We start from the raw sequence: 18,028 nt of genomic DNA, 5'->3' as shown, positions 1-18,028 counted from the left end.
TCAGCGGTTCGAGTAGGAGGGCAGGGAGGCCAGCTGGCTCGCGAGCCAGCTCGACTGCGACTGCAGCCCGGAGAGCCTGACCTCGAGGGCCGCGTAGGTGCGCTCGAGCCCGGACCGCCGGTTGTCGAGCCGACGGTCCCAGCTCTCGATCTGGTTGCCCATGTCACGGACCTGGCCCTGCTGACCCTCGATCTTCTTGGTCAGCGTGCCGTCGTACTTGTCCGAGATGCCCTTGGCGGCCGTGGCCACCCGCTCGGCGATCTGGGTGACCATCGACTGCACCTTGGCAGGGTCGGCGGCGAGGGCCGCGGTGAACTTCTCCTCGTTGAAGGTGAAGCTGCCGTCCCGGTTGAGGGTGATCCCGACCTCGGCGGGCGAGACGCCGTCCACCGGCAGGGACATGGCTGAGGTGAGACGGGACTGGATCCCGCGCACCGCGCTGTCGCCCGTGAACACCCCACCCTTGACCGTGGACCTGCCGTCGGTGCCGGGCGTGGTCGAGATGGCGGTCTTCGAGGAGATCTCGGAGAGCACGACGCCGAAGCTGCCGACGATCCCCGACGTGAGCTTGGCCAGGGCCGCGTCGTCGCGGGCCACCGTGACGGTGACCGGCTCGTCCGTGGGCCCGGTGACCTTGGCCACCGTGACGTCGACGCCGCTCATCAGGGCGGTGAAGGTGTTGGTGGACGAGGTGACGGGCACGGCGGCGTCGGTCCCCGGGAAGAGCATGATCGAGGCGTCGGCCGCGGCACGGATCTGCGTGATCCCGGGCTGGGCCGCGGAGTCCTCCGAGGTGATCGTGAAGGCGTTCGCGGCGCCGGTCTGGGCCCCGGTCAGCTGGAGCCGGTACTCGGGGGCGGCGGAGGTGCCGACGTTGATGACCGAGGCGTTGACGCCCGAGCCTGAGCTGTTGACGGCCTTGGCGATGTCGTTGATCGACGTGCTGGAGGCCGTGATGGTGGTGGTCTCACCACCGCGGGTGATGCTGAACGTGGGCGTGGCCGAGGTGTACTCGGTCGGCAGGGTCAGCAGCGAGGACTGCGTGGCCGCGACGCTGGTCACGGTGAAGCTGACGTTCCCGGCCTGGGCGTTCGCGCCGACCTTGGCGGTGGCGGCGTCGCTGCTGCTCGTGGGGGCGTAGGCCTGCCAGGACTCGGCCTTGGCGGCCTTGCTCGCGGCGTCGGCCAGGGAGGCCACGCGGGTGTTCAGGCCCTGGAGGGCCGAGACGAAGGTCTGCGCCGTGGACTGCTTGGCCTTGAGCAGGGTCTGGGGCATGGCCTCGACCTGCATGAGCTTGCTGATCAGAGAAGTCGTGTCGAGGCCGCTGGCGAGGCCGTCGATGCCGAACATGGCCATCAACGTGCTCCTTCCTGATCGGGACGAGAATGGGTCCGGCCGGTGACGGGTGACGGTCCAGGTCACCCCGCCACCGGCCGGAATCGTGCTGGTACTACCTACTGCTGGTCGTGCTGGGTACTGCTACCGCTCAGATCAGCGCAGGAGCGAGAGGACGCCCTGGGGGATCTGGTTGGCCTGCGCGAGCATGGCGGTGCCGGCCTGCGACAGGATCTGCGCGCGGGTGAAGCTGACCATCTCCGAAGCCATGTCCGTGTCGCGGATCCGGCTCTCCGACGCGGACAGGTTCTCCACCGCGACGTTGATGTTCTTGATGGTGTGCTCGAAGCGGTTCTGGACCGAACCGAGCCCGGCACGAGCGGTCGAGACCTCGGCGATGGCGGTGTCGATGGCCTCGATCGAGAGCAGGGCGTTGGCAGCCGAGTCGAACTCGAGCGCACCGATGGTGGCGCCGAGCGCGGAGATGTCGGCCAGCTCGACCGTGATCTGGTTGGTGCCGGCGTCCGAGCCGGCGCCGACCTGGAACGTCATCTCGCCACCCTGGAGCAGGTTGGCACCGTTGAAGTTGGTGGACTCGGCGATCCGGGTCAGCTCCTCGGAGAGGCTGTCCGACTCGGCCTTGATGTTGGCGCGGGCGTCGTCGTTGTTCGAGTCGTTACCGGCCTGCACAGCAAGGTCGCGCTGACGCTGCAGGATGGCGTGGACCTCGGTCATGGCGCCCTCAGCGGTCTGGACCACCGAGATGCCGTCCTGGGCGTTGCGGGCGGCGACCTTGAGGCCACCGACCTGCGAGCGCAGGCCCTCGGAGATCGCGAGACCGGCAGCGTCGTCCGCGGCGCGGTTGATGCGGAAGCCCGAGGAGAGCTTCTCGAGCGACTTGCTCAGGTCGTTCTGCGTGTTGGACAGGTTGCGGTACGAGTTGACGGCCGCGATGTTCTGGTTGATCGAGAGACCCATGGTAGTGCTCCATCCTTGATGTGGGGTCGAAATCGCCGCCCCTCCATGGGCGAGCACCCTGAAGATCGGCCCCCCTGCCGGTGTGATGAGGTTTTCGCAGAACTTTTTCTGCGGGTTCCTGGTCCGGGGTCACAGATCGAGGCCCGCGGACCCTTGACGAGGCCCCTGACCTGCGGCGACACCCCTGAGGCCGGCAGGCGTCCGGTCCGTGCGCCGGCCACCAGGAGGGTGCCCGCGGCGCCAGCACCCGGGTGAGGGAGGCACTCCCCACCCGTGCCGCCGCTGTGCGCCCGCCACCTCGGGACCCCGCGGGGCGCGCCCGTGACCCCCGCCTCGCGCGCGCCCGCGGAGAACACCTGTGAGGAACGACGAACGCCGGCCCTCCTGGAGGAGGACCGGCGTTCGTCGGTGAGTCGAGACAGCTCGGGCTGAGGTCAGCCCACGGCGGAGAGCGGCGCGACCTGCTCGTGCTGCCCGGAGTGCTGCTGGGGCACGGCGACGACCGCGCCGGCCTGGGCGTTCTGCGCTGCCCGTGCCGCGACCTGGGCGAAGTAGGCACGACGGCGGCGCTCGGCGACACCCTCGGGACGGGCGGCGACCGGGACGAGGGAGGGCTCGAGGCTCGCGTTCATGCCGTCCTTGAGCAGGGCGAGGGCCTCGGTACGCAGCTGGCTGATGCGCGACTGCGTGACCCCGAGCTCCTCGGCGAGCTCGACCACCGGGCGGTCCTGGAAGAAGAGCTGCTCGACGACATGGCGCAGGCGCTCGGGGAGGCTGTCGACCCCGGCACGCAGGTACTGGAGCTTCTCGTTCGCGACGAGGCGCTCCTCGGGGCTGAGGTCGTCGTCGACGACGGTCTCGGCGCCGGCGGCCTCGAGACCGTCGATGCTCAGGACGCGCACGTCGGCGTCGCTGCGGGCCGTGTCGACCTCGCTGACCGCGACGCCCATGGCCTCGGCGAGCTCCTCACGCGAGGGCACGCGGCCCATGGTCGCGGTGAGCTGGTCGGAGACCTCGTTGACCTGGCGGACCCGGCGGCGGGCGCCGCGGGAGATCCAGTCCATGCCGCGCAGCTCGTCCACGAGGGCCCCGCGGATGCGGAGCGCGGCGTAGCGGGCGAACGGGACGCCGGTGGACTCGTCGTAGGCGCGGCTGGCCTGGACCAGCGCGAGGTGCCCGGCCGACGCGAGGTCGGAGCGGGAGACGTAGGACGGCACGCGGCTCAGCATGGAGTTCACGTGGTAGCCGACGAGGGCGAGGTGCTCGACGACGAGCTCGTTGGCTGCGGTGGTTGTCTCGTTCACAGACCGGGTTTCGTCGCGGCGGGCCCAGCACTTGAGGACCAGGAGCGGGTGAAGGATGGTGGTTACGCCGAACGGGTCACGGCCCCGTCCTGCGCGCACCGCAGCGTTGTCCGGTTCGTCCCGGATGGCATCGGCGCAGAACGGGCAAGTCCGACTTGGGATGTGAGCCAGGTCACAGTCTGGGAACCAAGACGTTCCCGTACCGAACTGGTCCAGCAGAATCCGTCACAATCACCAGGGCCGGGTCGATGTGCTCTCTGACCGGCGCACGACCGAGGGCCGGCACACGAAGGAGTTGGCGTATGGGCCTGAACGAGCTGTCCGGGGTGCTGTGGCGTGAGCGCCAGCTCCTGGAGCTGCTGCTCTTCAAGCTCGAGGAGGAGCAGCTGATCCTCACGAGCGGACGGACGCAGTGGCTCGGCCACGCCACCCGCGAGGTCGAGAGCGTCCTGGACCAGATCCGTGACGCCGAGCTCGGCCGCGCGGTCGAGGCCGACGACGCCGCTCGTCAGGTGGGCGCCCCCGAGGGCAGCAGCCTGCTGGTCCTCGCCGATGCCGCCCGCCCGCCGTGGGACGACCTGCTCAAGGAGCACCACGAGGCCTTCGTCTCCCTGACCGACCAGATCAATGCGCTGGCCGAGGGCAACCGCGACCTGCTCGCGACCTCGCACCGCGCCGCCCAGGAGACCCTGATGACCCTGCAGGAGAACGTCCAGACCTACGACCCGCGCGGCGCGACCACCGGTTCCACCGGTGGCAGCATGCTGCTCGACCAGGCCCTGTGATCCCCCGATGAGCTTCTCCGGCCTGTCCATGGCCCTCTCCTCGATGATCGCCCAGCGTCAGGCGCTCGAGGTCACCGGGCAGAACATCGCCAACGCCAACACCAAGGGCTACACCCGCCAGCGCGCGGACATGCTGTCCATCGAGGCGCTCTCGGCTCCGTCGATGCACTCGGCCGGCCTGAGCGCCGGCAACGGTGTCAAGGTCAGCGGCATCACGCGGATCGGCGACATCTTCCTCGACGCCCGGGTCCGCTCGGAGACCTCGGGCTCCTCGTTCCAGGCGGCCCAGGCCAAGGCCCTCAACCGCCTCCAGTCGACCCTGACCGAGCCCTCGGACACGAGCGTCGCGGCCCAGCTCGCGAAGTTCTGGGCCGGCTGGCAGGACGTCGCCAACAGCCCCGACGACGCCGCCGCCCGCAACGTGCTGATCGGCCAGGCCAACGCGCTCGTCGGTCAGATCACCACCGGCTACCGTGCGACCGAGACCCAGTGGTCGCAGATGCGCACCGAGGCCTCGACCCTGGTGACCGAGGTCAACACCACCGCCCAGGCGGTCGCGCACCTCAACGAGCAGATCCGCTCGATCACCGTCTCCGGTGGATCGGCCAACGAGCTCGCCGACCAGCGCGACCTGCTCATCACCAAGCTCTCGGGCCTGGTCGGGGCCGAGGCCCGCCACCGCGAGGACGGCACGGTCGACGTCATGGTCGCCGGGAACGCCCTGGTGCGCGGCATCAGCGCCAAGCCCGTCGCCCTCGAGGGCTCGGTGCTCATGGAGGAGGCCACCGTCACTCCCCCGACGGGCGACCAGGTCCGCCTGGTGTGGGCCAACAGCCCCGACGTCCCGCTCAACCCCCAGGGCGGCACCCTCGCGAGCCACCTCGTGAACCTCGCTCCCGGCGGGCTGCTGGCCTCGGCCGCCAACTCCTGGAACGAGCTGGCCACCACCCTCGGCACGATGGTCAACGCCCAGCACGCCACCGGGGTGGACGTCGCCGGGAACCCGGGTGGCGCAGTCTTCGCCTTCGCCCCCGGGGCGGCCGCGGCCGGGATGTCCGTCGCGATCACCAACGCGGACCAGATCGCCGCCGGCTCGCCCGGGCAGGGCGCCTTCGACGGCTCCGCCGCCGACGCGATGTCCCAGCTGGCGAACCTGCCGGGTGGTCCAGACGCCTTCTGGCGGGCCTTCGTCGTCGACATCGGCGTCAAGACCCAGGCTGCGGACCAGCGAGCGACGGTCACGGCCGCCGCCCGCGCCACGGCCGAGAACCTCCAGCTCTCGACCACGAGCGTCGACCTCGACGAGGAGTCGATCAACATGCTCGCGTACCAGCGGGCCTACGAGGGTGCCGCTCGGGTCCTGACGACGATCGACGAGATGCTCGACGTCCTCATCAACCGCACCGGACGGGTGGGCAGGTAGCCATGATCTCTCGCGTCACGCAGCAGACGGTCCAGAAGTCGACCCTCGCGAACCTCCAGCTCAACCTCAGCCGGATGTCCGACCTCCAGGGTCGGCTGTCGGGCGGCAAGCTCATCACCAAGCCCTCCGACGACCCGGGCGGCACGGCCAGCGCCCTGCAGCTGCGCGCGAGCCAGCGCGCCGCGGAGCAGGTCGCACGCAACGTCGACAACGGCATCGGCTGGCTCGGCACGGTCGACTCCGCCCTGCAGACCTCGCTCGACTCGCTGCGCCGGGCCCGGGACCTCACGGTCCAGGGGGCCAACGGCTCGATGAGCGCCCAGGCCCGCGACGCGATCGCCGTCGAGATCGAGGGCATCCGTAGCGCGATGCTCTCCGAGGCGAACACCTCCTTCCTCGGCCGCAGCGTCTTCGCCGGCACCTCGAACACCGGGGTCGCCTTCGCACCGGACTACACCCACCAGGGCGCACCGGGCTCCTCGGTCGAGCGGCGGATCTCCTCCGACGCGACCGTGCGCGTCGACGTCGACGGCTCGGCGGTCTACGGCCAGGGTCCGTGGGACCCGGTCACGGCGACGGGGTCGGTCTTCGGCCTCCTCGACCAGATCGCTGCGGACCTGCGCGCCGGGCTCCCCATCAGCGATCACATCGCCCACCTCGACACCCGGCGCGACAGCATGCTGGGTGAGCTCGGGGCCGTCGGGTCACGATACGGGCGGCTCGAGACCGTCCAGCAGGGGGTGCAGAAGACCATCATGGATCTCAAGGGGCAGGTCTCCGCGATCGAGGACATCGACCTGGCGGAGACGATGGTCGAGCTGCAGTCGCAGGAGGTCGCCTACCAGGCTGCCCTCGGCGCCACGGCACGCGTCCTGCAGCCGAGCCTGCTGGACTTCCTCCGATGAGCGCCACCGTCACCGTCGGGACCACGGCCACGGCCGCCCCCGGGCGACGGTCGGTCACCGCGAACCTCGACTTCGCCGAGGCGATGCCGGGCATGGCGGGGCTGCACAGCTTCGAGCTCGCCCCGCTCGACGACACCGGCTTCCTCTTCGCCCTGCGCAGCACCGAGGACGCCGGCACCCGGCTCTTCGTCGTCCCGCCCCAGGCCTACTTCCCCGAGTACGCACCGGCGCTCTCCGGGGCCCGCCACTCCCTGGGCACCACCGAGGACCCCGTGCTGCTCGTCGTCGTGCACCCCGGTCACGACGGCGCCTCGCCGACCGCCAACCTGCTCGCCCCCATCGCCGTGGACCCGTCCACCGGCCGGGCCGTGCAGACCGTGCTCGACGGCGACGAGTGGCCGCTGCGCGCCCCCCTGGGTGCCGGTTCCTCCGCGGCCTGAATCACCGAATCACCCGTTCGCCGTGCGCCCCGAGCGGGCGAAACCGTCACAACCCGTCCCCGCGTGCCGATGGGTCGGCCAGCTACCCATCCGCTCGAGGAGCACCCGTGAACACTGCCCCGCCGGCCGCCCCTGCCGCCCCGTCCGTCCTCGTCCCCGCGACCACAGGTGCGGTAGCCCCCCGCGTGCAGATCCCCGCGGGTGCGGTGTCGACCGTTCACCGTGACCCGGTGGCCGACCTCAGCGGCCGCGTGATCGGCTACACCGTCGCCGTGAGCGTCGACATGACCCACGTGCCGACCCAGCAGACGGCGCAGCGCCGCACAGGACCGGTCCCGGTCCCTACCGACGTGCTGCACGAGCACTACCTGACCCTCGACCTGCCGAGCCTCGTGGCCGACCGGTACGTGTTCCTCCCCGCGACCCCCCTCATGCTCGACGGGTTCGTCCCCGGACCGGTCACCCCCGGGCGCCTGGTCCTCGAGCTGCCCGCACGCTACGAGCACAGCGACGAGGCCGTCGAGCGCGCCGCTGCCCTGCGTGCGCTGGGCGTGCACCTGAGCCTGCTGCACTACCGCGGCGAGGCCGAGCAGGCCGCGCTGCTGCCGCACCTGAGCTTCGTCGTCGTCGACGCCAACGAGCCCGACCTGCCCCTCGCCCGTCTCGTCCACCAGGCCCACCAGGCCGGGGTGCGCGTGCTCGCGGCCGACGTGCAGACCAGCCGGGTCGAGAACGACTGCCGCGCGGCCGGGGTCGACGGCCTGCGTGGCGGGTACGGCGCCCGCGCCGACGCCCAGGCCGCGGGCGACCCCGAGGGGGACCCGCCCACCGGGCCCCGCGTGCTGCGCGCCGGCGAGCTCCAGTGCCTCGCGCTCATGCACCTGCTCAGCCAGCCCGAGGTGGACTTCGCCGCGGTCTCCCAGGTGGTCGACACCGACCCCGTGCTGACCCTGCGCGTGCTGCACCTGGTCAACTCCGGCGCCTTCGCCCTGGTCAGCCAGATCGACACGGTGCACCAGGCCGTCGTCCTGCTCGGGGTGCGTGAGGTCACGACCCTGGTCTCGGCACTCATGCTCGACGCCCGGCCCGACGCGATGGACTCGCTGTGGTTCATCCTCGCCCGCGCCCTCGCCTGCGAGACCCTCGCCGAGGACTCCGCCGCGTACACCGTCGGCATGCTCTCCGGCCTCGCCGTGCAGCTCGGGGTCCCGGCCGACGTGATCCTCGAGACGGTCGGCGTCTCCGACGCGGTGGCCGACGCGATCCGCGCCGAGGAGGGCCCCTACGGCCCGGTGCTGGCTGCGGTGCGCGCCCACGAGCGTCGCGACGAGCCCGGGGTGCTCGCGACCGGCCTGCAGCCGTCCGACGTCTCCGCCGCCTACGTGCGCGCCGTCGCCGACGCCCTCGAGACCGCCCAGGCCGTCACCCGCGACGGCGGCGCCTGACCCTCCGGGCCGCAGGCCCGCCCTTGCCCAGCCGTCCTCGGCACGCCCTCTTCCTCCCATGCGGGCGCCGTCGCCGTCCTCGGCCGACCGGGGTCGACTGGGGTCACCATGCGACCCTGACCGACCCCGATCCCCGCGGGCGGTCTTCGGCACTTTGTCGACGTCGCACATCTGCACCGCGGACGCACGTGTGCATGGGCGTCCTCGGTGCGAAGGTGCGACCTCGGCGTGAGACGGCGCGCGCCTGGGTGGCAGCTGACGGGTGCGCAGGGTCGGGGTCGATCGGGGTCACCATGTGACCGTGATCGACCCCGGTCTCCGCAAGCCGTCCCTGGCGCTCGCCCGGCGTCGCACATCTGCACCGAGGGCGCACGCACGGCCTCTGGCGCCCGGGTCCTGGGTCTGGGAACGTCAGGGGCATGAGCTCATCGACGGAGTCCCCCCGGGCTGGCGCCCCCGTCATCCAGCGGCACATCGCGCTGGTCGCGCACGACAACATGAAGGTCGAGCTGCTGCGTTGGGCGGATCACAACCGCAGCACCCTCTCCCACCACGTGCTCTACGCGACGGGGACCACGGGCACCATGCTCGAGTACGAGCTCGGCCTGCCCGTGCACCGGTTCTTGTCAGGCCCGGTGGGCGGGGACCAGCAGATCGGCGCGAAGATCGCCGAGGGTGGCATCGACGTCCTGATCTTCTTCTGGGACCCCCTCGAGGCGCAGCCTCACGACCCCGACGTGCGCGCCCTGCTGCGCATCAGCACCGTGTGGAACGTCCCGACCGCGACCAACGTCGCCACAGCCGACCACGTCATCTCTTCCCCCTTGCTGGGCAGCGACTACGAGCGTCGCCGGCCCGACGTCGGCCCGCGGACCTGGGAAGGTGCGTCCCCCACCGAGGGCGACGGGGACGACGCCGAGTAGGCCGCACTGGTTCGCGCCGGGAGTCACCCCGACGACCTGGTCCCGCGGCTCGGGCATCAGCCCAGTGACCGCGTCCCGCCGCTCAGGTCTCGGACCAGACTCCGAGCTCGTTGCCCGCGGGGTCGCGGAAGTGGAAGCGCCGACCGCCGGGGAAGGCGTACGGCTGCTGGACGACGTCGCCCCCAGCCTGCTCGACGGCCTGCACGGTGGCGTCGAGGTCGGTCGAGAACAGCAGGATCAGCGGGCCGACCGTGCCGGACAGGGCCGCGGGGTTCAGGCCCCCCACCTCGCCCTCGCCGTCGGCCGACCGGATGCCCGCGTAGGCGCCGTCGCCGTAGTCGTTGAAGCTCCACCCGAAGGCCTGAGCGTAGAAGGCCGTCGAGGCAGCCAGGTCCGGGGCAGGGAGCTCGACGTAGTCCAGGGCGTGATGGGTGTGCACCATGTGGACCACGCTACGCGCGGGCACCGACATGCTCAGGCCGGGGCGGCGGCACTCCCGGACACCTCAGCGCGGTCGGCGGCTGCCTGCTGCAACCCCTGCTCGAGGACGGCGGGGTCCTGCGCCCCCGAGACCCCGTACCGCCCGTCGATCACGAAGAAGGGCACCCCGGTGATGCCGTAGGCGCGAGCCTGGGCGATGTCGGCGTCGACGTCGGCCTCGTAGGTTCCGGCGCGCAGGGCCTCGAGGGCCTCGGTGCGGTCGAGCCCTGCCTCAGCGGCGAGGTCGGCGAGCTCCTCGTCGTGGCCCAGGTGGCGGCCCTGCTCGAAGTAGGCGCTGAAGAGCTTCTCGACCAACTCGCGCTGCATGCCGCGGGCCTTGGCCAGGTGGGTGAGCTGGTGGGCCTTGCGGGTGTTGGCGTGGTGCAGGGCCGCGAAGTCGTAGCGCAGGCCGACGCCCGCGGCGATCTCGGTGACCTGGGTGAGCATCTGCTGCACCCGGTCGGCGGGGACGCCCTTGTGGTGGGCGAGGAAGTCGATCTCGCTGCCCTCGAAGTCCACCGGGGTGTCCGGGGCGAGCTCGAAGGAGTGGAAGGTGAGCTCGACGTCGAGGGCGTCCTCGGTGAGGGCGTAGCGGCGCAGGGCCTCCTCGAGCTTCCGCTTGCCGATGAAGCACCACGGGCACGCGATGTCGGACCACACGTCTACGGTCAGGGCTGAAGGCATGCCGGTGCCAACATGGCTGGTCGTGGCGGCATTCCGCGGCGATCACGCATCGGGGCACACGTCGCAGCAGAGCGTGCGGAGGTGAGGGTGACCCAGGTGGTGTCGAGCCATGAGCTGTCGCTGCTGCGTCTGGTCGCGCAGGGGTTGGCGGGCCCAGGCCCGTGGGCCGACGACGGCGCGGGGTCTGCCGGTCCGGTCGAGCGGGCGACGGCGGTGGTCGAGCACCTCGCGGCGGTGCAGGCCCAGGATCTCCCCGGCGCGCTGGCCTCGGTCGCGCTCCGCGCGGGCTGCTCGAGGAAGGACGTCGTCGCGGCCCTCGACGCCGGGAGGGTGGTGCGGTCCTGGCCGATGCGCGGCACCCTGCACCTGACACCCGCGCGGGACCTCGCGTGGATGGCGGCGCTGATGACCCCGCGCTCCCTCGCAGCCGCAGCCAAGCGGCGGGCGGAGCTGGGACTCACCGACCAGGACCTGGTCCGTGCGCAGGACGCGCTGGTCGCCGCCCTGAGTGGCGGCGGGGCGATGACCAGGGCGCAGGTCCTCGCCCTCTGGGAGGAGGCCGGCCAAGGCACCACCGGTGGCCGGGGCTACCACCTGATCGTCCGCCTGGCCGAGGGCGGCGTGATCTGCCAGGGCCCGACCGCCGACGGCGAGCCCCAGTTCGTCCTGCTCGAGGAGTGGGTGCCCGAGCCTCGACACCTCGACCGCGAGGAGGCCCTCGCCGAGATCGCGCTGCGGTACTTCCGCAGCCACGGACCCGCGACGATCCAGGACCTGGCCAGGTGGACGAACCTCACCATGGCCGACGCCCGGGCAGGTCTGGCGGCCGTGACCGACCAGCTCACGACCCTCGAGTCCGACGGCCGCACCCACTACGTGGACCCCGCCGTGCCGGACCGCCTGACCGAGCACCGCGCCCAGGCCCGCCGCACCCTGGCCCTTCCGGGCTTCGACGAGGCGGTCCTCGGCTACGCCGACCGCACCTGCCTGGTCGCCCCCGAGCACGCCCAACGTCTGGTCCCCGGCAACAACGGCGTCTTCCGCAACACCATCGTGCACGACGGCGCCGCGGTCGGGCTGTGGAAGTGGACCGGGCGGGGGAAGAAGCGGGAGGTCGAGGTCGAGTGGCTCGCGGAGGTCGGCGCGAGGGTCAGGGGACGCGTGCCAGGGCTGGTGAAAGCGATCGGGCCATAGCACCCCTCGCCAAACAGCATGATGCGAGACAAAGACAAGGCTCATCACAGTCGCGGGTGTAGTTGGGGTGTGGACGCCGCGGCTGACGGAGGCGATGACCGCGGTGATCATCGTCGGGCCCGTGGCGCGGTCGGGACGTGACGGCGCTCGTGATAGCGATCGGCACTGGGCGGGTCCTTCGCGAAGGAAGGCAGGTTCACTCGCGGGCTAGCCACGCGATCTCTCCAATAGTCGGGTCGCGACCCAGAGCATTCCACTCCTGAAGAGCCCGCTCGACTCCGCCTTGTATTGGCCAGGCAGTAAATGAACCGGAGCGCTCGTCGAGGGTCCCGAGCCGTACGGCGGACCCGACGAGACTCTCCAGAACGGCTCTTGCCACCCTCCGTACCTGCTCGTCATCAGCTCCCTCAAGGGCGCGCCTTGTATGCCACCGGACCACCCACAGCCCAACGTAGTCATCGTCGAGTTCACGACAGATCACGTCCCGAACCGCTGCGACGACCGCCGCCTCGGACGGCGTCATGGATTGAACTTCACTTTCCTGATATCAACGCCCGGGATGTCGACGTCGATTGTTGCCGCCGTGTTCGGGCTCTTTGGCGACATAATGGTCCGCAACTGCACGAATCCACCCTCGGGCAACTCGACACGAGTCAGTTTTTGGTTTTGGGCCACGACGACCCCCCCTTGTCTCAATTGCGCGAATGCGGCTTGCGCCTCAGGGAGCCCGCCCGCAACGACGCGGATGCTAGCGTCCGTGCCAGCTCGTCCAATCGGCGATCCGCCTGGCATCAGTAGATCGTCAACGCTACTACTCACTGCAGTGCCACCAGTTGCGCCAGTTGCGCTCCTCAGACGCGACGCGGCAGCGGCTCTGCCGACGGCGCTGGCGATCCCTCGCGCGGCCAGGGCGCCGGCTTGCCCTCCGAGTGCGGTGGCTAGCGCCGTCGCGAGACCCTCGAGCTCGCAGCTGAGTTCGCGGCACGGCGGTGCGCAGTCCTGCTCGCTACAGATCTTCTCGTGCGAGAGGGCGTCGTCGTACAACGTCCAGGCGACCTGCACGTTCGGGTCGTTGGCTAGTTCCCTCTGGACCGCCGGGGTCCAATCCCTGATGACTCCAGCGTAGTCACCGGCGTTGTACTTGATTGCTATGGAGTTGACGGTCGTGCGTGCGGGCTTGCCCACCGTGATGGGTCCACTGCTGGCCTTCGCAGCGGGCGCACCGCCCGCAGACGACTTCTTGGTGGAGTACTTCTTCCACACCGCACCGAACTGGCCGTCGATCATCGCGGATCCCGGGAGGTACCCGGTGGGATCTGTCAGCGTGAGCGGGTTGTTGTTGGCGTAGGAGTACCCGTGCCACTGCTGGGGCTGGCTCAGATCAACGACGGGGTCCACCGAGATGAAACGTCCGACGGCTTCGTCGTAGTACCGCGCCCCCAGCAGGGTCAGTCCTGTGACGTTGTCCCGGACCTTGCCCAGGAACTGCCGATCCCCAGGAACCGACTCAGTCGTCGACTCACCGCGCGCCCCGCCGTACGGGTCGGTGTACATCCGCGTCACGCTCTGGGCGGTCCACACCGTGTTCGGCACCGCTGCCAGCGGTGTGCCGTGATGATCGTTGACCAGAGAGGTCACTCCGCCCAGACCGCGGTCGGTGCGGACCGCGACCGTCTGGCCCGCGAAGGAGTAGTACCTGGTCGCCGAGACACCACCGGTCGGATCGACGTGCAGCTCCTGGCCGCCCGGCAGGTAGACCGTCGTCCCACCGCTGTCCGTCCTGGCGAGCCGGTCGCCGTTCGCGTCGTAAACGAACCTCGCGCGACCATCCTCGAGAGAGTCCTCCCCCTCCGTACCCCCGTCAGGGATGTCGACCTGGGCAGTTCCCCCTCCGCGTCCCAACCCAGCAACTGCAAGGGCACGTCCGGCAGGTCACGCCTGACCTGATTCCCGGCGCCGTCGTAGGTGTACGTCGCCGACTCGCTGCCGTCGGGGCCCACGCTCGAGGTCGAGGGCAACGCGTGCGGGCCGGCCGTTCCGGTGCCGTACTCGTACGCCGTGGTGGTCGCCCCCGTGGTGCCATCAGTCGCGTGCTCCACCAGGCGTGTGCGGTTTCCCAACGGGTCGTACTCGTACTGGGTCCAGTACGGAGCAGCACCACCCACGTGCTCAGGACGGACCTGGCTCTGCGCCATCCCGCAGTTCGCCGCGTCCGCAGCCGTCCACGCCGAAGTCAGCCGCCGCAGACCGTCGTACCCGAAGCACTGGTTGTCCTCGAACTGCGCCCCTGCCAGGACGGCGTTGGTGGGCTTGTCCTTCACGCTCGTGACGTTCCCCACGGCGTCGTACCCATAGCAGACCGCCAGGCCGGTGCCCACCACCTGCTCGCGCTTGAGCGCGACATGGGTGAGGCGGTTGGTCACGTCGTCGTACTGGTAAGAGACGACGGCGCCGTAGCCGTTCCCGACGTCCATGAGCAACGGCTGGCCGTAGGCGGTGTACCGCGACTCCGCGACAAGCGTGCCCCAGCCGCAGGAACTCGCGCTGCCGGGAGACCTCGGCCCCTACCCCAGCACCGCCAAGCCGCCCCTCACTACACCCTCATCTGCGAAGAACCCCACAAGGGTCAAGTGGCCCGAGAGTCCAAGGCGCCAACTCTACGAAAGGTGGGGCAGACCGGAGTCGGATTGCCGGGCCGGTTCGGCGCAGCCGGGCTTCGACGTCGCGAACACGTCGATGACGGCGGCAGGATCGTCGAAACTGCCGCTAATGAAGACGGGCATAACTGACCTGACCAGAAGCTCAGGAATTACACCACCCCAAGAGACCTGGGAGCATTGCCCCGAACACCCGAAGGACCAGTCGAAAATATCGCCCGCAGGAGGAAACTCCGCGGCCGAGTCGGCAATTAGCAGAAATGCAGTACGCGAGCGACGTAGCACTGTCGCGAGCTCGAGCGTATCGCTTGGGTCCAGGGAGACGACATGGGAACGCTTCACTTTTTCTCCGTCGCGACTCAGGTGATGGCTGAGAACTGATTTCCGTGGCACGTCCGGAAGTAAAGTGCGCACAAGCGCCAAACCGTCCGCGTACTCTGCACGGGTAACGCTTGGCTGCCAAGCCGAGTCAGCCACGAAAAGCCCGAGACTCCCCGTGCCCAGACTCCTTTCAGGTGACACGAAGTTCAGCATCCGTCGCGTGGCCTGCACCGCGGCTCGGTCCAGATCGAGGTTGGTACCGACCTGCGTTGAAATCGTCAGAACACCTGCATCTTCAAGCCCGTAGGCCGCCGCGCGCTGATGTGCCTCGGCGAAGATCGGCCAGTCCGAGGTTCGACGGAAGACACCAGGCTGCCACTCGACGCTAGTAGTCATATTGCCCTCCGTCTTCGGTGTTGAAGTGAGGTCCCCGATTCTGGACAGGATTGTCGGGATAGGCATGACCTCCTGCATCGTCGCGGATACTAATACGCCTCGGACCTGCCGGGCCAGGGACCTCGAACTCATAGGTGCGGCCGGGTTGAACCTGGCCTCTGCGGTCGACATTCGGGCCCACTCTCGCGGGCTGCTGCCCTACTGGGATCCCGCTATCCCGCTTCGCCTGACCGAACGCACCGTGCCTGCCCGACCCCGGCGGTGACAAGTTCGCTGGAGGGCTCCCAGCCGTCCCGCAGTTGTGGACTAGCACGGCCTGCGCCGCGCCGGGCGGGCCACGCTGGGGTTCTGCTGTTGCGGGTTGCCCGGTCAGCACATGATAGGTGTGCAGGTCAGCCACTGTCAGCGTGTAAGCCGGGGCGAACACCACATCACTGGTGTCCACCCCATCCACCGTGGCAACCTCACCGGTCGCCGTCAGGACCTGCTCACCGGGCTCAAGGTGATCAGCCCGCTCGAACTGCTGATCAGTCACCGACCAGAACGGGTGATCCTCCGTCGTACGCGCCACACGACCGTCGATCACCAGCGACACCATCACGTCGTCATGGACGTGCACCGCCTCCACATCCCTGGCCCCGACCTCGCCGGTCTCCGGGTCTGCAGCCTGAACCCGGTCCCCCGGCTCCAGCTCACCGATCGGCTTCGAGGACCCATCAGCGAGCAGCACCCCCGTCATTCCCGCGAACGAGCATCCGGACCGAGCCGACACCGCTGGTCGCGAGTTCGTGGAGGGCCTCAGGCGTTGCGCAGCCGACTGCACGCTGGACGCTGCCGACCGCGCGTTCGCTGCGGCGGTCCGCGCGGTCGCGGCCACGGCACCGCTTGCGTTCGGCGCGACCGCTCGCACCGCCGAGGCCACGGCCGAGGCCGCGCCATAGGCCGTCGGGGCGGTGTATCGAAGGACGGTCCCACCCACGGCACCCGCCGCGCCACCGACCGCGCCTGCCGCCGCGCCGAAGACGGTGTCTCGCGCCAGGGACCTCCACGAGAACGGTTGCGTCTTCTGCACCTTCGACTTCCACAGGTTCGACGCTGCGCCACCCACCGCACCCGCGGCGACGGCACAACCGATCGAGCCCGCACCGGCTGTCACCGCCATGCACCCGGCGAAGGTCACGCCGCCGGCGACAAAACCGACGATCTCGCTCTGGTGCTTCTTGACGAACTTCTTTGTCGAGTTCCACGCGCTCTTCAGCCACGACAGCCCAGAGGGGTCACTCCAGGTCAACGGGTTGTTGCCCGAGTACACGTAGGCGTTGAACTGAGCCGGTGTGCCCGGGTCCAGCTGCGGGTCCACCGAGATGAAGCGCCCCACCAGCTCGTCGTAGTAGCGCGCGCCCAACATCGTCAGGCCCGTGGCGTTGTCTCGAGTCTTGCCCAGGAACTGCCGGTCGCCAGCCACAGAGTCCGGCGTCGAGGCACCGCGCGTAGCCCCGAACGGATCGGTGTACAGACGGGTCACGCTCTGGGCCGTCCACACCGTGTTCGGCACCGCGGCAAGCGGCGTGGCATGCGGGTCGTTGACCAACGAGGTCACGCCACCCAGCCCACGGTCGGTGCGCATCGCGACGGTCTGGCCTGCGAAGGAGTAGTACCTGGTCGCCGACACACCACCGGTCGGGTCCACATGGAACTCCTGCCCCCCAGGCAGGTAGACGGTCGTGCCGCCGTTGTCACTCCGGGCCAGGCGGTCACCGTTCGCGTCGTACACGAACCGCGCCTCGCCGTCCTCGAGGGTGTTCTCCCCCTCCGTGCCGGGGCCCGAGGTGTCTACCTGCGCGAGCTCGCCCTCCGCGTCCCAACCGAGGAGCTGCAGAGGCACATCCGGCAGGTCACGGTTCACTTGGTTCCCGGCGGCGTCGTACGCATAGGTCGCCGACTCGCTGCCGTCCGGCCCCACGGTCGAGGTCGACGTGAGCGCATGCGGGCCCGCCTTTCCCGCGCCGTACTCGTACGCCGTGGTGGTCACCTCGGCGGTGCCATCGGTCGCGTGCTCCACCAGGCGCGTGCGGTTTCCCAGCGGGTCGTACTCGTACTGGGTCCAGTACGGCGCAGCACCACCCACGTGCTCTGGACGGACCTGACCCTGCGCCATCCCGCAGTTCGCCGCGTCCGCAGCCGTCCACGCCGAAGTCAGCCGCCGCAGACCGTCGTACCCGAAGCACTGGTTGTCCTCGAACTGCGGCCCTGCCAGGACGGCGTTGGTGGGCTTGTCCTTCACGCTCGTGACATTGCCGGCCGCGTCATACCCGTAGGAGACCGCCAGGTCGGTGCCCACCACCTGCTCGCGCTTGAGCGCGACATGGGTGAGGCGGTTGGTCACGTCGTCGTACTGGTAAGAGACGACGGCGCCGTAGCTGTTCCCCATGTCCATGAGCAGCGGCTGGCCGTAGGCGGTGTACCGCGACTCCGCGACAAGCGTGCCCCAGCCGAACCCACCACCCATCCACCGCGGCATCGACGCAGAGTCGAAGTAGGTCGTGACCTTCTCCTGGCCCAGAACCGTCGCCCCACCCGCAGACCCCGCCTCGGTCACCTTCGGCAGCGTCACCGCAGCAACCTGACCGTCCGCGGTGTACTCGTACTTGGTCGTGAAGGAACGGGACTCGAGCGACGCCAGATCACCGACGGCAGGCAGGCTCACCGTGCTGCTCAGAGGCTTGTAGCTGTCGTCATGCACATTGCGAGACTTCGG

At 69.8% G+C, this 18,028-nt stretch carries 16 protein-coding genes; 7 read left to right on the top strand and 9 right to left on the bottom strand.

Features of this window, described 5'->3' with window-relative positions; genetic code table 11:
• From fliD to J4G33_RS05485, 3 genes are all read right to left on the bottom strand, one after another.
• A complete protein-coding gene (gene fliD / locus J4G33_RS05495) occupies positions 1 to 1,356 on the bottom strand; it encodes a flagellar filament capping protein FliD (protein WP_243758634.1) in 1,356 nt (451 codons plus the stop codon).
• Positions 1,357 to 1,491: 135 nt separating this feature from the next.
• Positions 1,492 to 2,313 carry a flagellin N-terminal helical domain-containing protein gene (locus J4G33_RS05490; RefSeq protein WP_208054924.1) on the bottom strand — a complete coding sequence of 274 codons (822 nt, stop codon included), beginning with the start codon at positions 2,311 to 2,313 and terminating at the stop codon, positions 1,492 to 1,494.
• Between the two features lie 434 nt (positions 2,314 to 2,747).
• Positions 2,748 to 3,617 (bottom strand): sigma-70 family RNA polymerase sigma factor, encoded by an 870-nt coding sequence (locus tag J4G33_RS05485; protein ID WP_208054923.1) that lies wholly within the window; start codon positions 3,615 to 3,617, stop codon positions 2,748 to 2,750.
• A 302-nt stretch (positions 3,618 to 3,919) separates the two neighbouring features.
• On the opposite strand from J4G33_RS05485, the gene flgN reads away from it, so the two are divergent.
• The 6 genes from flgN to J4G33_RS05455 all read left to right on the top strand — a co-directional run bounded on the left by flgN (position 3,920) and on the right by J4G33_RS05455 (position 9,538).
• Positions 3,920 to 4,402: a flagellar export chaperone FlgN gene (flgN, locus tag J4G33_RS05480; protein WP_208054922.1), complete on the top strand. Its 483-nt coding sequence runs from the start codon at positions 3,920 to 3,922 to the stop codon at positions 4,400 to 4,402.
• Positions 4,403 to 4,409: 7 nt separating this feature from the next.
• On the top strand, positions 4,410 to 5,825 hold the full coding sequence (gene flgK, locus J4G33_RS05475) for a flagellar hook-associated protein FlgK (RefSeq protein ID WP_208054921.1): 1,416 nt from the start codon (positions 4,410 to 4,412) through the stop codon (positions 5,823 to 5,825).
• A 2-nt stretch (positions 5,826 to 5,827) separates the two neighbouring features.
• Complete coding sequence (flgL, locus tag J4G33_RS05470; RefSeq protein ID WP_208054920.1) at positions 5,828 to 6,730, top strand: flagellar hook-associated protein FlgL; 903 nt, start codon at positions 5,828 to 5,830, stop codon at positions 6,728 to 6,730.
• The gene (fliW, locus tag J4G33_RS05465) at positions 6,727 to 7,170 is read left to right on the top strand and encodes a flagellar assembly protein FliW (protein WP_208054919.1); all 444 of its coding nucleotides are present in this window, start codon (positions 6,727 to 6,729) and stop codon (positions 7,168 to 7,170) included. The genes flgL and fliW overlap by 4 nt, the downstream gene beginning before the upstream one ends.
• A 107-nt stretch (positions 7,171 to 7,277) precedes the next feature.
• Positions 7,278 to 8,615, top strand: coding sequence for an EAL and HDOD domain-containing protein (locus J4G33_RS17735; protein WP_208054918.1), 1,338 nt, complete (start codon positions 7,278 to 7,280; stop codon positions 8,613 to 8,615).
• A 419-nt stretch (positions 8,616 to 9,034) separates the two neighbouring features.
• Entirely contained in the window at positions 9,035 to 9,538 is a 504-nt protein-coding gene (locus J4G33_RS05455; protein ID WP_208054917.1) for a methylglyoxal synthase, read from the top strand.
• A gap of 82 nt (positions 9,539 to 9,620) precedes the next feature.
• Here the strand turns inward: J4G33_RS05455 and J4G33_RS05450 are convergent, their stop codons facing one another.
• Both J4G33_RS05450 and J4G33_RS05445 read right to left on the bottom strand, forming a co-directional pair.
• The gene (locus tag J4G33_RS05450; RefSeq protein ID WP_208054916.1) at positions 9,621 to 9,980 is read right to left on the bottom strand and encodes a VOC family protein; all 360 of its coding nucleotides are present in this window, start codon (positions 9,978 to 9,980) and stop codon (positions 9,621 to 9,623) included.
• Positions 9,981 to 10,012: 32 nt separating this feature from the next.
• The gene (locus tag J4G33_RS05445; RefSeq protein ID WP_208054915.1) at positions 10,013 to 10,702 is read right to left on the bottom strand and encodes a DsbA family oxidoreductase; all 690 of its coding nucleotides are present in this window, start codon (positions 10,700 to 10,702) and stop codon (positions 10,013 to 10,015) included.
• A gap of 81 nt (positions 10,703 to 10,783) precedes the next feature.
• Between J4G33_RS05445 and J4G33_RS05440 the strand changes: the two genes are divergently transcribed.
• Positions 10,784 to 11,896 carry a winged helix DNA-binding domain-containing protein gene (locus J4G33_RS05440; RefSeq protein WP_208054914.1) on the top strand — a complete coding sequence of 371 codons (1,113 nt, stop codon included), beginning with the start codon at positions 10,784 to 10,786 and terminating at the stop codon, positions 11,894 to 11,896.
• A 519-nt stretch (positions 11,897 to 12,415) separates the two neighbouring features.
• Here J4G33_RS05440 and J4G33_RS05435 read toward each other — a convergent pair.
• The 4 genes from J4G33_RS05435 to J4G33_RS17730 form a co-directional block, all read right to left on the bottom strand.
• Positions 12,416 to 13,534 carry an RHS repeat-associated core domain-containing protein gene (locus J4G33_RS05435; RefSeq protein WP_504740310.1) on the bottom strand — a complete coding sequence of 373 codons (1,119 nt, stop codon included), beginning with the start codon at positions 13,532 to 13,534 and terminating at the stop codon, positions 12,416 to 12,418.
• Positions 13,531 to 14,370 carry a hypothetical protein gene (locus J4G33_RS05430; RefSeq protein ID WP_208054912.1) on the bottom strand — a complete coding sequence of 280 codons (840 nt, stop codon included), beginning with the start codon at positions 14,368 to 14,370 and terminating at the stop codon, positions 13,531 to 13,533. The genes J4G33_RS05435 and J4G33_RS05430 overlap by 4 nt, the downstream gene beginning before the upstream one ends.
• 183 nt (positions 14,371 to 14,553) lie before the next feature.
• Complete coding sequence (locus J4G33_RS05425) at positions 14,554 to 15,270, bottom strand: hypothetical protein (protein WP_208054911.1); 717 nt, start codon at positions 15,268 to 15,270, stop codon at positions 14,554 to 14,556.
• On the bottom strand, positions 15,260 to 18,013 hold the full coding sequence (locus tag J4G33_RS17730) for an RHS repeat-associated core domain-containing protein (protein ID WP_208054910.1): 2,754 nt from the start codon (positions 18,011 to 18,013) through the stop codon (positions 15,260 to 15,262). The genes J4G33_RS05425 and J4G33_RS17730 overlap by 11 nt, the downstream gene beginning before the upstream one ends.
• Between the last annotated feature and the right edge of the window lie 15 nt (positions 18,014 to 18,028).

Source organism: Actinotalea soli (assembly GCF_017565425.1).
Taxonomy (GTDB): Bacteria; Actinomycetota; Actinomycetes; order Actinomycetales; family Cellulomonadaceae; genus Actinotalea; species Actinotalea soli.
This window is presented reverse-complemented; position numbering and strand designations above follow the sequence as displayed.

What these genes read in the sequence shown, in the direction of transcription:
- fliD (WP_243758634.1), bottom strand. Translation starts at nt 1,356, where the DNA reads ATGGCCATGTTCGGCATCGACGGCCTCGCCAGCGGCCTCGACACGACT.
- J4G33_RS05490 (WP_208054924.1), bottom strand. Translation starts at nt 2,313, where the DNA reads ATGGGTCTCTCGATCAACCAGAACATCGCGGCCGTCAACTCGTACCGC.
- flgN (WP_208054922.1), top strand. Translation starts at nt 3,920, where the DNA reads ATGGGCCTGAACGAGCTGTCCGGGGTGCTGTGGCGTGAGCGCCAGCTC.
- flgK (WP_208054921.1), top strand. Translation starts at nt 4,410, where the DNA reads ATGAGCTTCTCCGGCCTGTCCATGGCCCTCTCCTCGATGATCGCCCAG.
- flgL (WP_208054920.1), top strand. Translation starts at nt 5,828, where the DNA reads ATGATCTCTCGCGTCACGCAGCAGACGGTCCAGAAGTCGACCCTCGCG.
- fliW (WP_208054919.1), top strand. Translation starts at nt 6,727, where the DNA reads ATGAGCGCCACCGTCACCGTCGGGACCACGGCCACGGCCGCCCCCGGG.
- J4G33_RS05455 (WP_208054917.1), top strand. Translation starts at nt 9,035, where the DNA reads ATGAGCTCATCGACGGAGTCCCCCCGGGCTGGCGCCCCCGTCATCCAG.
- J4G33_RS05450 (WP_208054916.1), bottom strand. Translation starts at nt 9,980, where the DNA reads ATGGTGCACACCCATCACGCCCTGGACTACGTCGAGCTCCCTGCCCCG.
- J4G33_RS05445 (WP_208054915.1), bottom strand. Translation starts at nt 10,702, where the DNA reads ATGCCTTCAGCCCTGACCGTAGACGTGTGGTCCGACATCGCGTGCCCG.
- J4G33_RS05430 (WP_208054912.1), bottom strand. Translation starts at nt 14,370, where the DNA reads ATGGACGTCGGGAACGGCTACGGCGCCGTCGTCTCTTACCAGTACGAC.
- J4G33_RS05425 (WP_208054911.1), bottom strand. Translation starts at nt 15,270, where the DNA reads ATGACTACTAGCGTCGAGTGGCAGCCTGGTGTCTTCCGTCGAACCTCG.